The organism is Amycolatopsis acidiphila, from assembly GCF_021391495.1.
GTDB classification, from domain to species: domain Bacteria; phylum Actinomycetota; class Actinomycetes; order Mycobacteriales; family Pseudonocardiaceae; genus Amycolatopsis_E; species Amycolatopsis_E acidiphila.
In genome coordinates this window covers 6188493-6202880 of sequence record NZ_CP090063.1, presented here as the reverse complement: position 1 = coordinate 6202880, position 14388 = coordinate 6188493, and the positions used below count along the sequence as shown (strand labels likewise).

The 14388-nt window shown below is 70.4% G+C and carries 7 protein-coding genes; 4 read left to right on the top strand and 3 right to left on the bottom strand.

Features of this window, described 5'->3' with window-relative positions:
- The first annotated feature begins 195 nt into the window (after positions 1-195).
- The 4 genes from gltB to LWP59_RS30330 all read left to right on the top strand — a co-directional run bounded on the left by gltB (position 196) and on the right by LWP59_RS30330 (position 10014).
- Entirely contained in the window at positions 196-4767 is a 4572-nt protein-coding gene (gene gltB / locus LWP59_RS30345) for a glutamate synthase large subunit (protein ID WP_144640642.1), read from the top strand.
- The gene (locus tag LWP59_RS30340; RefSeq protein ID WP_144640639.1) at positions 4760-6265 is read left to right on the top strand and encodes a glutamate synthase subunit beta; all 1506 of its coding nucleotides are present in this window, start codon (positions 4760-4762) and stop codon (positions 6263-6265) included. Before gltB ends, LWP59_RS30340 begins: the two co-directional genes overlap by 8 nt.
- Before the next feature lie 170 nt (positions 6266-6435).
- The gene (locus LWP59_RS30335) at positions 6436-8589 is read left to right on the top strand and encodes an MMPL family transporter (protein ID WP_144640636.1); all 2154 of its coding nucleotides are present in this window, start codon (positions 6436-6438) and stop codon (positions 8587-8589) included.
- A gap of 21 nt (positions 8590-8610) precedes the next feature.
- Positions 8611-10014, top strand: coding sequence for a class II 3-deoxy-7-phosphoheptulonate synthase (locus LWP59_RS30330; RefSeq protein WP_144640633.1), 1404 nt, complete (start codon positions 8611-8613; stop codon positions 10012-10014).
- 234 nt (positions 10015-10248) lie between these two features.
- Here LWP59_RS30330 and LWP59_RS30325 read toward each other — a convergent pair whose 3' ends face one another.
- From LWP59_RS30325 to LWP59_RS30315, 3 genes are all read right to left on the bottom strand, one after another.
- Positions 10249-10815 carry a 2'-5' RNA ligase family protein gene (locus LWP59_RS30325; RefSeq protein WP_144640630.1) on the bottom strand — a complete coding sequence of 189 codons (567 nt, stop codon included), beginning with the start codon at positions 10813-10815 and terminating at the stop codon, positions 10249-10251.
- A 33-nt stretch (positions 10816-10848) separates the two neighbouring features.
- Positions 10849-12156 (bottom strand): wax ester/triacylglycerol synthase family O-acyltransferase, encoded by a 1308-nt coding sequence (locus LWP59_RS30320; protein ID WP_144640627.1) that lies wholly within the window; start codon positions 12154-12156, stop codon positions 10849-10851.
- A 193-nt stretch (positions 12157-12349) separates the two neighbouring features.
- Positions 12350-14311 (bottom strand): Stk1 family PASTA domain-containing Ser/Thr kinase, encoded by a 1962-nt coding sequence (locus tag LWP59_RS30315; protein WP_144640624.1) that lies wholly within the window; start codon positions 14309-14311, stop codon positions 12350-12352.
- Positions 14312-14388: the final 77 nt, after the last annotated feature.

Sequence of the window (14388 nt, the reverse complement as noted above, 5' to 3'; positions counted from 1 at the left end):
GAGCGCATAAAGAACGAAGTCGTTCGCCGCAGCCAGATCGTTACCTCCCCGATCAAAGATTCCACAGTCCGGGAGGGTGCCGTGGTGTTTCCTGGGTGTTAAGGTCGCGCTAATCAGCGGGCCATCGTCGTCCCGGCACAGCAAAACGGGGGAACTTTCCGAACTGAGCACGACGACGACGAAGGAGGTCCCCGCATGATCTTCTCCGCCAATCCAGGCAAACAGGGTCTGTACGACCCGGACACGGAACAGGACTCCTGCGGTGTCGCCATGGTGGCCGACATCCGCGGGCGGCGTTCGCACAGCATCATCACCGACGGCCTGACCGCGCTGATGAACCTCGACCACCGTGGTGCCGCCGGGGCCGAGCCGACCTCGGGTGACGGCGCGGGCATCCTGGTGCAGCTGCCCGACGAGCTGCTGCGCGCCGAGACGGCCTTCGAGCTGCCCGGACCGGACTCCCAGGGCCACCACCGGTACGCGGCGGGCATCGCGTTCCTGCCCGCCGAGGCGGAGCAGCGGGTCAAGGCGATCTCCCTCATCGAGCGCCTCGCCGAGGAGGAGAGCCTCGACGTGCTCGGCTGGCGTGAGGTACCGCACGACGCGGACGCGGCCGACATCGGCCCGACCGCGCGCTCGGTCATGCCGCAGTTCGCCATGCTGTTCGTCGCGGGCAAGGCCGACGCCGACGGCGTGCGCCCGTCCGGTGTGGACCTGGACCGGCTCGCGTTCTGCCTGCGCAAGCGGGCCGAGCACGACACCGTGGTCGCCGAGTGCGGCACGTACTTCCCGTCGCTGTCCTCGCGGACGCTGGTGTACAAGGGAATGGTCACCCCGGAGCAGCTGCCTGCGTTCTTCTCCGACCTGCGCGACGAGCGGCTGACGAGCGCGATCGCGCTGGTGCACAGCCGGTTCTCCACGAACACCTTCCCGTCCTGGCCGCTGGCGCACCCGTTCCGCTTCGTCGCGCACAACGGCGAGATCAACACCGTCCGCGGCAACCGCAACCGCATGCGGGCCCGCGAGGCGCTGCTCGACTCCGACCTCATCCCGGGCGACCTGTCCCGGCTGTACCCGGTCTGCTCGCCCGACGCGTCCGACTCCGCGTCCTTCGACGAGGTGCTGGAACTGCTGCACCTGGGCGGCCGCAGCCTGCCGCACGCGGTGCTGATGATGATCCCGGAGGCGTGGGAGAACCACGCCACAATGGACGCCGAACGCCGCGCGTTCTACCAGTTCCACAGCAACCTGATGGAGCCGTGGGACGGCCCGGCGTGCGTCACCTTCACCGACGGCACGCTCGTCGGGGCCGTGCTCGACCGCAACGGCCTGCGGCCCGCGCGCTGGTGGCGCACGGCGGACGACAGGGTGGTGCTGGCCAGCGAGGCCGGGGTGCTCGACGTGCCGCCGGACCAGGTGGTCGCGAAGGGCCGCCTCAAGCCGGGCCGGATGTTCCTGGTCGACACCGGCGCGGGCCGCCTGGTCGAGGACGACGAGGTCAAGTCCGGGCTCGCGCGCAGCAAGCCCTACGGCGACTGGGTGCACGCGGGCCTGCTGCAGCTGGCCGACCTGCCCGGCCGCGACCACGTGACGCAGAGCCACGACTCGGTCCTGCGGCGCCAGCTTTCCTTCGGCTACAGCGAGGAAGAGCTCAAGATCCTGCTCACGCCGATGGCGGCGAAGGGGGCCGAGCCGATCGGCTCGATGGGCACCGACACCCCGCCGGCCGTGCTGTCGCAGCGCTCCCGGCAGCTCTACGACTACTTCAAGCAGAACTTCGCGCAGGTGACCAACCCGCCGCTGGACGCGATCCGCGAGGAGCTGGTCACGTCGATGAGCCGGACCATGGGTCCCGAGTGCAACCTGCTCAACCCGGGCCCGGCCTCCTGCCGGCACATCCAGCTGCCCTACCCGGTCATCGACAACGACGAGCTGGCCAAGCTCATCCACATCAACGACGACGGCGACCTGCCGGGCTTCGCCTGCACAGTCCTGTCCGGGCTGTTCGAAGTGGACGGTGGCGGCAAGGCGCTGGCCGAGGCGATCGAGCGGGTCCGCCGCGAGGCGTCCGAGGCGATCGCGGCGGGCGCGCGCACGCTGGTGCTCTCCGACCGCGACTCCGACCACCGGATGGCGCCGATCCCGTCGCTGCTGCTGGTCTCCGCGGTGCACCACCACCTGGTGCGCACCAAGGAACGGCTGCGCGTCGCGCTCGTCGTGGAGACCGGCGACGCCCGCGAGGTGCACCACATCGCGCTGCTGCTGGGTTACGGAGCCGCGGCGGTGAACCCGTACCTGGCCTTCGAGACGATCGAGGACCTGATCAACCAGGGCATGCTGACCGGCATCGAGCCGCGGCAGGCCGTGCGCAACTACATGAAGGCGCTCGTCAAGGGCGTGCAGAAGATCATGTCCAAGATGGGCATCTCGACGGTCAGCGCCTATACCGCGGCGCAGGTCTTCGAGTCGCTCGGGCTGTCGCAGGACGTGCTCGACGAGTACTTCACCGGCACGGTGTCCAAGCTCGGCGGCGTCGGGCTGGACGTGCTGGCCGAAGAGGTCGCGATCCGGCACCGCCGCGCGTACCCGGACAATCCGACCGACCGGGTGCACCGCAGGCTCGACGCCGGCGGCGAGTACGCCTACCGCCGCGAGGGCGAGCTGCACCTGTTCACGCCGGAGACGGTGTTCCTGCTGCAGCACGCGTCGAAGACCCGCCGGGACGAGGCTTACCGCGCCTACACCGAAGAGGTGCACCGGCTGGCTCGCGAAGGCGGCCTGCTGCGCGGGATGTTCAAGTTCCGCGAAGGGGAACGCCCGCCCGTACCGATCGACGAGGTCGAGTCGGTCGAGTCGATCTGCAAGCGGTTCAACACCGGCGCGATGTCCTACGGCTCGATCTCGGCCGAGGCGCACCAGACCCTGGCGATCGCGATGAACCGCATCGGTGGCCGCTCCAACACCGGCGAGGGCGGCGAGGACGCCGAGCGGCTCTACGACCCGCAGCGGCGCAGCGCGATCAAGCAGGTGGCGAGCGGCCGGTTCGGCGTGACGAGCGAGTACCTGGTCAACGCCGACGACATCCAGATCAAGATGGCGCAGGGCGCGAAGCCCGGCGAGGGCGGCCAGCTCCCGCCGAACAAGGTGTACCCGTGGATCGCACGCACCCGGCACTCGACGCCGGGGGTCGGGCTGATCTCGCCGCCGCCGCACCACGACATCTACTCGATCGAGGACCTGGCGCAGCTCATCCACGACCTGAAGAACGCCAACGAGAAGGCCCGCATCCACGTGAAGCTGGTCAGCTCGCTGGGCGTCGGGACGGTGGCGGCCGGGGTCTCCAAGGCGCACGCGGACGTGGTGCTCATCTCCGGGCACGACGGCGGCACCGGCGCCTCGCCGATGAACTCGCTCAAGCACGCGGGCACCCCCTGGGAGATCGGGCTCGCCGAGACGCAGCAGACGCTGATGCTCAACGGCCTGCGCGACCGGATCACCGTGCAGGTAGACGGCGCGATGAAGACCGGGCGGGACGTGGTGATCGCCGCGCTGCTCGGCGCCGAGGAGTACGGCTTCGCGACCGCGCCGCTGGTCGTCGCGGGCTGCATCATGATGCGCGTGTGTCACCTGGACACCTGTCCGGTCGGGGTCGCGACGCAGAACCCGGACCTGCGCAAGCGCTACACCGGCCAGGTCGAGCACGTGGTGAACTTCTTCCGGTTCGTCGCGCAGGAGGTCCGTGAAACCCTTGCCGCGCTTGGGTTCCGTACCCTGGACGAGGCGATAGGCCGGGCCGACGCGCTCGACGTCGACGAGGCGGTCGAGCACTGGAAGGCCAATGGGCTCGACCTCGCGCCGATCTTCGAGATGCCCACCGACACCCCGTACGGAGGCTCTCGGCGCAAGATCCGCGAGCAGGACCACGGGCTCGAGCACGCGCTGGACCGCACGCTCATCCAGCTCGCCGAGGCTTCGCTCGAGGACGCGCACCGGGTCAACATCGAACTGCCGGTCCGCAACGTGAACCGGACCGTGGGCACGCTGCTCGGTTCGGAGATCACCCGCCGCTACGGCGGCGAGGGCCTGCCCGACGGCACGATCCACGTACGGCTCACCGGTTCGGCCGGCCAGTCGCTCGGCGCGTTCCTGCCGCGTGGCGTGACGCTGGAGATGATCGGCGACGCCAACGACTACGTGGGCAAGGGCCTGTCCGGCGGGCGGATCGTCGTGCGCCCGCACCCGGACGCGACCTTCGCCGCCGAGCGGCAGGTCATCGCGGGCAACACCCTCGCCTACGGGGCCACCGGCGGCGAGATGTTCCTGCGCGGCCAGGTCGGCGAGCGGTTCTGCGTCCGCAACTCCGGCGCCACCGTCGTCGCCGAGGGCGTGGGCGACCACGCGTTCGAGTACATGACCGGCGGCCGGGCCGTCGTGCTCGGGCCGACCGGGCGGAACCTGGCGGCCGGCATGTCCGGCGGTATCGGCTACGTCCTCGACCTCGACCACGCCCGCGTCAACGACGAGATGGTCGACCTGCTCCCGCTGGAGCCCGAGGACCTGAACTGGCTCAAGCAGATAGTCATCCGGCACCACGAGCTGACCCGCTCGACGGTGGCCGCTTCGCTGCTCGGCGACTGGCCGCGGCGCTCGGCCTCGTTCACGAAGGTCATGCCGCGCGACTACGCGCGGGTGCTGGAGGCGATGAAGACGGCGAAGGCCGCGGGCCGCGACGTCGACGAGGCTGTGATGGAGGTGGCCCGTGGCTGACCCACAGGGCTTCATGAAGTTCGAGCGCGAGGAGCCGAAGAAGCGTCCGCGCGAGGAGCGCGTGCACGACTGGCACGAGGTCTACGCCTACTCCAGCTCCGAAGAGCGCAACAAGAAGGTGCGTACGCAGGCCACGCGGTGCATGGACTGTGGCATCCCGTTCTGTCACTCCGGCAGCTCGGGTTGTCCGCTGGGCAACCTGATCCCCGAGTGGAACGACCTGGTCCGGCAAGGACACTGGGCCGCCGCGAGCGACCGGCTCCACGCCACCAACAACTTCCCGGAGTTCACCGGAAAGCTGTGTCCCGCGCCGTGTGAAGCGGGCTGCGTGCTGTCGATCTCGCCGATGTCCGGCGGGCCGGTCGCGATCAAGCAGGTCGAGGCGACGATCGCGGACCAGTCGTGGGAGATGGGCGTCGTCGAGCCGCAGGCGGCCGAGGTGTCCTCGGGCCAGCGGGTCGCGATCGTCGGCTCCGGTCCGGCGGGACTGGCCGCGGCGCAGCAGCTGACGCGTGCCGGGCACGAGGTCACCGTGTTCGAGCGCGACGACCGGCTCGGCGGCCTGCTCCGCTACGGCATCCCCGAGTTCAAGATGGAGAAGAAGCACCTCGACCGGCGCCTGGCGCAGCTGCGCAAGGAGGGCACCCAGTTCGTCACCGGCTGCGAGGTCGGCGTGGACCTGACGGTCGAGGAGCTGCGAGCCCGCTACGACGCGGTGGTGCTGGCGGTCGGTGCGCTGCGCGGGCGCGACGACACCACGACGCCGGGGCGCGAGCTGGCCGGTATCCATCTGGCGATGGAACACCTGGTGCAGTCCAACAAGCAGTGCGAGGGCGACGGGCCGCCGGAGATCGATGCGAAGGGCAAGCACGTCATCGTCATCGGCGGCGGCGACACCGGCGCCGACTGCTACGGCACCGCGACCCGCCAGGGCGCGTTGTCGGTGACGCAGCTGGACCAGTACCCGATGCCGCCCGCCACCCGGGACGACGACATCTCGCCGTGGCCGACCTGGCCGTACGTCCTGCGCACCTACCCGGCGCACGACGAGGGTGGCGAGCGCGTGTTCGGCGTGGCCGTGAAGCGGTTCGTCGGCGACGACGAGGGCCACGTGCGGGCCATCGAGCTGCAGAAGGTGCGGGTGTCGCGCGACGACACCGGCAGGCGGCAGGTCGTGCCGGTCAGCGACGAGGTCGAAGAGGTCCCGGCGGACCTGGTGCTGCTGGCGATCGGCTTCGAGGGCGTCGAGGAGATGCGGCTGCTCGACGACCTGGGCATCGAGCTGACCAAGCGTGGCCGCGTGTCCTGCGGTGCCGACTGGCAGACAGCCGCCCCTGGCGTGTTCGTCTGCGGCGACGCACACCGCGGCGCTTCCCTTGTGGTGTGGGCGATCGCGGAAGGCCGCTCGGTGGCCAACGCGGTGGACGCCTACCTGACGGGCGCGAGCGATCTGCCCGCACCGGTGCACCCCACGGCGCTGCCGCTCGCGGTGGTGTGAGCGCCGTAACGACCTGGGCACCCGGCAACGTCGCCGGGTGTCCTTTTTTTCGTGCTCCGGTCCCGCGGGCTCTCAGTGAGCTCTCAGCAGTGACCGCCCCCACATGGCACCGCGCGGCGCTGATCGGTTCACTGGCGGCAATCGACGGGGAATTCCACCAGGGGTGAATCATGGACAGAGGCGTGTTCGCGAGACTCGGGCGGCTGGTCGTGCACCGGCCGTGGTGGGTGATCGGCGCCTGGGTGCTGCTCGCGATCGTGGTCATCGCGACGGCACCGGCACTGCCGAAGAGCACCGACGAAAGTGACGCGCTGCCAAGGGACTACGAGTCCATCCAGGCGGCGACGCTGGGGCAGCAGGCCTTCCCGAGCGCGTTCACCCCGTCGATGATCATCGTGTTCGAGCGGGCCGACGGGGCGGCGCTGACCTCGCAGGACTCGGCGAAGGTCAGCCAGGTCGTCACCGGCCTCGGCGCCAAGCACCTCAGCGACGTCGAGGCCGTACTGCCTGCTCAGCCCTCGCCCAACAACCTCGTCGCGCTGTCCGCGGTCAAGATGCCGCAGCTGTCCGGCGGCAACGCCCAGCAGCTGACAGGCGCCGCGAAACAGCTGCGCACCGAGCTGCAGTCCCTCGTCGCGGGCAGCGACCTCAAGGCGGGCACGACCGGAAGCGTCGCGCAGCAGCTGGATTCGCAGGAGGCCTCGAGCAACTCCGACGCGATCGTCGGGATCGCCACGGTGCTGCTGATCCTGTTGCTGCTGCTGGTGATCTTCCGCAGCCCGATCATCGCGCTGCTGCCGATCGTGCTCATCGGCGTGGTCTCGCAGATCGCGAACGGGCTGATCAGCTGGGTGGTGAAGCTGTTCGGCATGCAGGCCGACAGCTCGATCTCCTCGATCCTGATCGTGGTGCTGTTCGGCGTCGGCACCGACTACATCCTGTTCCTGATGTTCCGTTACCGAGAACGGTTGCGGGCGGGAGACGAGCCCAAGCAGGCGATGGTGACCGCCGTCAGCCGCGTGGGGGAGGCGATCACCTCGGCGGCCGCGGTGGTGGTCATCGCGTTCCTGACGATGGCGCTGTCGCAGTTCGGGTTCTTCCGCTCGATGGGTCCCTCGCTCGCGATCGCCGTCGCGGTCACCCTGCTGGCCGGGCTGACGCTGGTGCCCGCGGTGGTGTCCCTGGTGGGCACCAAGGTGTTCTGGCCGTCGAAGGCCTGGCGCCAGGAGCCGAAGGCCGCCCGTTTCGCCGCCGTCGGGCGCGCGGCGGGCCGCCGGCCCGCGGTGTTCGCGGGAGTGTCCGGAGTGGTCATGATCGCGCTCGCGATCGGACTGGTGAACTTCAACCCGACCTTCGACCTCGCGTCCGGGTCCATGCCGGACAGCGCGGAGTCCCAGGTGGCGATGAAGTCGCTGGAGAAGGGCCTGCCGCCGGGCGCCACCTCGCCCACGAACGTGTACCTGCGCAGCGAGAACGGGACGCCGCTGAACCAGGCGTCGCTGACCGGGTTCGGCGGGAAGCTCGCCGCCGTGCAGGGCGTCGGGCAGGTCGGCAAGCCGCAGCTGAGCAAGGACGGCGCCACCGCGAACTACGCGGTCACCCTGGCGAGCGACCCGGCGTCCGACGCCGCGATCGGCACCGTCGGCGGCCCGCTGCGGGACACCGCGCACGCCTCCGCGCCACCAGGCACGCAGGCGCTGGTGGGCGGGATCACGGCGGTGTACGTCGACATCCAGGCCACGATGAACCGGGACTACCGGGTGGTGTTCCCGGTCGCGGCGGTGCTGATCATGCTGGTGCTCGGGCTGATGCTGCGCAGCGTCGTCTCGCCGTGGTACGTGATGGCCTCGGTCGGCCTCGGCTTCGCCGCGACCCTCGGCGCGACCACGTGGTTGTTCCAGGGGATCGTCGGCGAGTCCGGGCTGATCTTCATGATCCCGCTGATCATCTACATGTTCGTGGTGGCACTCGGCACCGACTACAACATCCTGATGATGGCGCGGCTGCGTGAGGAGGCGAAGGCGGGCAAGCCCCCGCGTGAGGCGGCCGCGCTGGCGATCCGGCACACCGGCCCGACCATCGCCGCGGCCGGGGTGATCCTCGCCGGGTCACTGGGCGCGCTGATGCTCGCAGGCAACTCGCTGCTCGCGGAAATGGGCTTCGCGCTGGCGTTCGGCATCCTCGTCGCCGTGTTCGTGATGGCCATGTTCTTCGTGCCGAGCCTCACCGCGCTGGTCGGCCGGGCGGCGTGGTGGCCGGGGCACGGCGACCGTGCCGCGGCGCCGGTCGAGCCACGTGACCCGGTGTACAGCGGACGCGGCTGAGGGCGGCGGGGGCAGGCGAATATCCTGGGTGTCGTGAACTGGACCGTGGACGTCCCCGTCGACACCCTCCCCGAACTGCCCCCGCTCCCGCCCGAGCTGCGTGAACGGCTCGACGACGCGCTCTCGCGGCCCGCCGCGCAGCAACCGGAGTGGCCGGACGTGGACGCGACCCGCAGGGTCCGCGGCGTGCTGGAGAGCGTGCCGCCGATCACCGTGCCGGTCGAGATCGACCGGCTGCGCGAGCGGCTCGGGATGGTCGCCCGCGGCGAGGCGTTCATGCTGCAGGGCGGCGACTGCGCCGAGACGTTCGAGTCGAACACCGAGCCGCACATCCGCGCGAACCTGCGCACGCTGCTGCAGATGGCCGTCGTGCTCACCTACGGCGCGAGCCTGCCGGTGGTGAAGGTCGGCCGGATCGCCGGCCAGTACGCCAAGCCGCGCTCGAACGCGATCGACGCGCTGGGCCTGCCGGTGTACCGGGGCGACATCGTCAACTCGCTGGTCGCCAAGCCCGAGCTGCGGGTGCCGGACCCGGGCCGGATGATCCGCGCCTACGCGAACGCCGGCGCGGCGATGAACCTGGTCCGCGCGCTCACCGTGTCCGGGCAGGCGGACCTGACGAAGGTGCACGACTGGAACAAGGACTTCGTGCGCACCTCGCCCGCGGGCGAGCGGTACGAGGCACTGGCGGGCGAGATCGACCGTGGGCTGCGGTTCATGTCGGCCTGCGGGGTGACCGACACCTCACTGCACTCGACGGAGATCTTCGCCAGCCACGAGGCGCTGCTGCTCGACTACGAGCGGGCGCTGCTGCGGCTGGACAACGCCGACGCGACCAACCCGAAGCTGTACAACCTCTCGTCGCACTTCCTGTGGATCGGCGAGCGCACCCGCCAGCTCGACGGCGCGCACATCGCGTTCGCCGAGCTGCTGGCGAACCCGATCGGCGTGAAGATCGGCCCGACCACGTCGCCGGACCAGGCGGTGGACTACGTCGAGCGGCTCGACCCGCACAACGAGCCGGGGCGGCTGACGTTGATCTCGCGGATGGGCAACGGCAAGGTGCGCGAGGTGCTGCCCGCCATCGTGGAGAAGGTCGAGGCCACCGGGCACAAGGTGATCTGGCAGTGCGACCCGATGCACGGGAACACGCACGAGTCGTCCACCGGGTACAAGACGCGGCACTTCGACCGGATCATCGACGAGGTGCAGGGTTTCTTCGAGGTGCACCACAAGCTGGGCAGCTACCCCGGCGGGATCCACGTGGAGCTGACCGGCGAGGACGTGACGGAGTGCCTCGGCGGGGCGCAGGAGATCTCGGACGTGGACCTGGCAGGCCGCTACGAGACGGCTTGCGACCCGCGCCTGAACACCCAGCAGTCGCTGGAGCTGGCGTTCCTGGTGGCGGAGATGCTGCGGGGTTGATCTCGCGTGGGGTGCGCGAAGCGCACAGCCCCCCAACTCGACCACGTCGAGAAGGTGACGTAGCGGGCTTTTCCTGGCTCATCTTTGAGCCTGCCCGTCCGGCGAGGACTCTCTTGATCTTTTCCCCTGCGCGAAGCGCAAGGGCGCGCGCTGCTCGCGGGGTGGCTGGGCGTTCTCGGGTTCGGCATGGGCAGGTGGTTGGGTGCTGTCGGTGAGGCGTGCGCCCGCAATCCCTCAACCCGGGGGGTCGGGCAGGGCGAACTCGGTGATCGTCCGCCATGGGCCGTACTCGTCCTCGCCCGCGACCAGGCGGACGCGATCGATCCGGGCGTGCACCGGCAGGTGTGCGGCGATGTCCGTGGCGATCCGCCGCTTGCCTGCCGGGTCGCCACTGCGGCTGTCCACCACCGTCAAATGCGGCACCGTGTCCGGATGCTCGCCCTGGTAGGGCAGGTGCGCCGGAAAGCGCTCGCAGACCGCCCGGGTCAGCGAGCGGAAGTGCTCATCCGGCTTGGGCTCCAGCCACACTACCTCGTCATCGAACCACCTGACCTGCGCGAACACGCAGTCGAACGCCGGGACCGCCGCCAGCGCCGCCGCCAGCTCGCCGAGCGTCGCCGCGCCGATCCGGGCCGGGTGCACGAACGGGTAGAGCACCGTCACGTGCGCCGGTACCGTCGAGGACACCGGAGTGCCCAGTGTGCGCCGGTGTGCGGTCACCAGTCGCTCGGTTTCGGGAACCGGAACGATGAGCGCGCTTCTCGTCGCACGCGAAAGCCATGCAGCAGTGGGGACCGGCATGGGCTCAATTCTGACGCACCAAGGTCACGAAAGTCAGACGGATCTCTCGTAAAGCTCCGCTGCCGACTTCAGCACGGCGTCCCGCAGCGACCCCGTGTCCGCCACCGCGGCCCCGTTCACCTGTAGTCCGATGTGGACATTCCCGTCGTACACCGCGGCGGCGATGCCCACCGCGTGCCGTGCCGCGAGCGGTACCAGCGGGTACACCTCGCTCAACGGTGTGCCGTCGAGGGTGAGGTCGAGCTTGGGCAGCGGCACGTTGGTGATGACCGTGTCGAACAGCAAGCCCGCCGCCTGCCCGGCGAACCTGGTGGCCACGCGGTGCACCGGCGCCGGGATACGCCCCGCGAGCACCGGCACCGCACCCGCCCCGGCCAGCGGGCCCGCCGCCTTGGCGGCGTTCATCGACCGGCGGATCTCGTGCAGCCGCTGGACCGGGTCCTCGACGTGCACCGGCAGTTCGCACAGGTAACCGGAAAGCTGGTTCGCCGACGCTCCGCTGTCACGGCCCCGGGTGCTGACCGGGATCAGTGCCCGCAGTGGCCGCCCCTCGACGCGCTGGCCGCGGTCGGTCATCCAGCGCCGCAGCGCGCCGGAGAGGACCGCGAGCAGCACGTCGTTCGCCGTGCCCCCGTGCCTGGCGCGGATGGTGCGGATGTCGGCGAGGTCCAGCCGGGCGAAACCGAGCCGCCGGGTGGGCGAACTCGGCGCCGCCAAAGGCGAAACCGGATACGGCCGGACGGCCCGCAGCATCGCCGACGCGATCCCGGCGTTCTGCCCGGCCTCGCTGATCGTGTCCTTGAGCACCGTCAGCCGCGAGCGTGGCTTGGCCGGCTGCTCGGCGGCCGCCAGGATCGTGGCGGTGACCGGTAGTTCGTCCAGCAGCCCGGCGGCGACGGCGAAGGCACCGGCCCCGTCGGTGAACGAGTGGTGCAGTTTGAGCAGCAGCGCGAACTTCTCGCCGGACAGCCCGGTCACCACCCGCACCTGCCACGGCGGGCGGCGCAGGTTCAGCGGCTCCTCGATCCATTGCGCCGCATGGGAAGCGAGCGCGTCCTCGGTGCAGTCGCCGTCGAGCTCGCGCACCTGGATGTGGCGCTCCGCGTCGAATGCCGGGTCCTCGGCCCATCGTGCGCCGCCCGGCGGCAACAGCGTCGGGGTGACGCGCCTGCGCAGCCAGCGGACTCGCGCGGCCCGTTCGGCCAGCAGGGTCGCGATCCGCGCCGGCGAGATCTCCCCGTCCGGCGAGAAGATCACCACCGCGCCCATGTGCATGGGAGTCGTTCCACCCTCGAGACAGAGAAAAGCGACATCGAGCCCGCTGAGCTGACGGCCGGCCATAGACGACCCTTCTGTGGTCGATTTTTCAGGAATGGATCGGGCTACCACTGGAGCGCGCGGACATGACGAGAGCGTAGTCGCTGTGTTTCCACAGCGCTAACAATTCATCCTTCACTCGAAAGGAGGAATGACTGTCCACAAAGGATTGCCAGGGTCCCGAAAAAGGTTCCTTTTCTCGACCAATCAGAAATGATCAGGGAAACGACCGGAGGGTTACCTTCGTCCCCTTCTTCACGAGACTGCCCCCGTCCGGGTCCTGCTGGATGACGATCCCGAAACCGTGGTTACGTCCCTTGACATCCACCTGGAGTCCGGCCTGCTGGAGCGCCTGCATGGCCTGCTGGACCGGCTGCCCGACGACCGAGGGCACCTCGACGGCGTTGTTGGTGAACACGCCGACGCGCTTGCTGCCGTCGGAGACCTGACCGCCCTCCGCCGGGCTCGTCTTCGTCACCGCGCCCGCCGGGACGTCGTTGGAGAACTCGCTACCCGCGTCGAACGGCTGGAAACCGGCGGCCTGCAGCTTCGCGAACGCCTGATCGCGCGGCAGCCCGACGACGTCCGGTACCGGCTGCGGCGGCTGGCCCTTCGACACGATGATCGACACGGGCGCGTTCACGTCGAGCTGGGTGCCGGGCTGCGGGTTGACGCTGATGACGTTCCCGCTGGCCACGGTGGTGCTGAACTGGTCGGCGTTCGCGTCGTGCTGCGGGATCAGCTCGGCCGCGATGATGGCGGTCTCCGCCTGCGTGAGCGAGGTGTTGGAGCTGATGTCGGGCACGGTGGGGCGCCCGGAGGACAGCACGACGGTGACCTGGCTGCCGTGCACGGCACCCGACCCGGCGCCCGGGTCGCTGCGCACGGCGAGGCCCGCGGCCACGGTGTTGTTGCGCTGCTGGGTGAACTTCGGGGTGAACCCGGCATCGCTCAGCGTCTTCGCCGCGGTGGCCTGGTCCATGCCCGCGACCTGCGGTATCGCCGTCCTGTCGACCGACGTCGGCCCGGCGGCGACCCACCAGATCCCGATCCCGAACAGCACGAGCGCGGCCGCGGCGAGCGACCAGATCAGCGCCGGCCGCTTGGCTCCGCCGTCCGGCCGTGGTTCGTCCGGCGGAGCGGGCGGGGGCGTCCGGGGGAACGCGGGCGCCGCCATCGTGCGCGGGATCGCCCGCGTGCCACGCGGGCCGGTGACCGGTGAGGGGTTTCCCACCGGAGCGAACGCGGGCACGGTTCGTTCCGCGTCCGGCAACGACGGCGCCGGCTTGTCCCCGGGCACCGGCACGGCGACCGGCCCCATCCCGAGCGACGCCCGGATCCGGCGCAGCTCGTGCAGGAAGGCACCCGCGTCCGCGGGCCGCAGCTCCGGGTCCCGGCGGGTGGCGCGGCGGACGAGGTCGTCCAGCGCGGGCGGCACCCCGGGGATGACCGTGCTCGGGGCCGGGACATCGTCGTTGACGTGCCGGTACGCCACCGAGATCGCGGTGTCCCCGATGTAGGGGGCCTGGCCCGTCAGCATCTCGTACAGCACGATGCCCGCCGAATAGACATCGCCGCGCTCGCCGGCGAGGCCGGTGGTGACCTGCTCGGGCGCGAGGTAGGCGACGGTGCCCAGGATGACGCTGGAGCTGGTGGTGCCGGCGCTCGCCACCGCGCGGACCAGGCCGAAGTCGGCGACCTTCACCACGCCGGTCGGCGGCGTGCCGGTGCGCCCGATCAGCACGTTCTCGGGCTTCACGTCGCGATGCACGAGGCCGGCGGCGTGCGCGGCGGCCAGCGCCGCGAGCATCTGCTCGGTGATGGCCAGCGCGAGCGGCACGTCGAGGTGGCCGCGCTCCTCCAGCAGGTCACGCAGGGTGCCGCCGTCGACCAGCTCCATCACCAGGAAGACGTGGTCGGCGTCGACGCCCTGGTCGTGCACGGTGACCACGTTGGGGTGGTGCAGCTTCGCGGCGGAGCGGGCTTCGCGTTCGAAGCGCTCGACGAAGGACCTGTCGTCGGCGAACCGCGGGTCCATGATCTTGATGGCGACCGGACGATCCAGCCGGGTGTCGACGCCCCGGTACACCGAGGACATGCCGCCCCGGGCGATCGGGGAGTCGACCCGGTAACGCCGCTCGAGGAGCGTTCCGGCCAGACCGGTGTCGGTGGTTGTCACGGAGGCGATCGTACGGACTTGCGCCACCCCGGTGTCGGCGAACCCGGCCTCCGGCCGCGTGCCGGATTGAAGTTTCG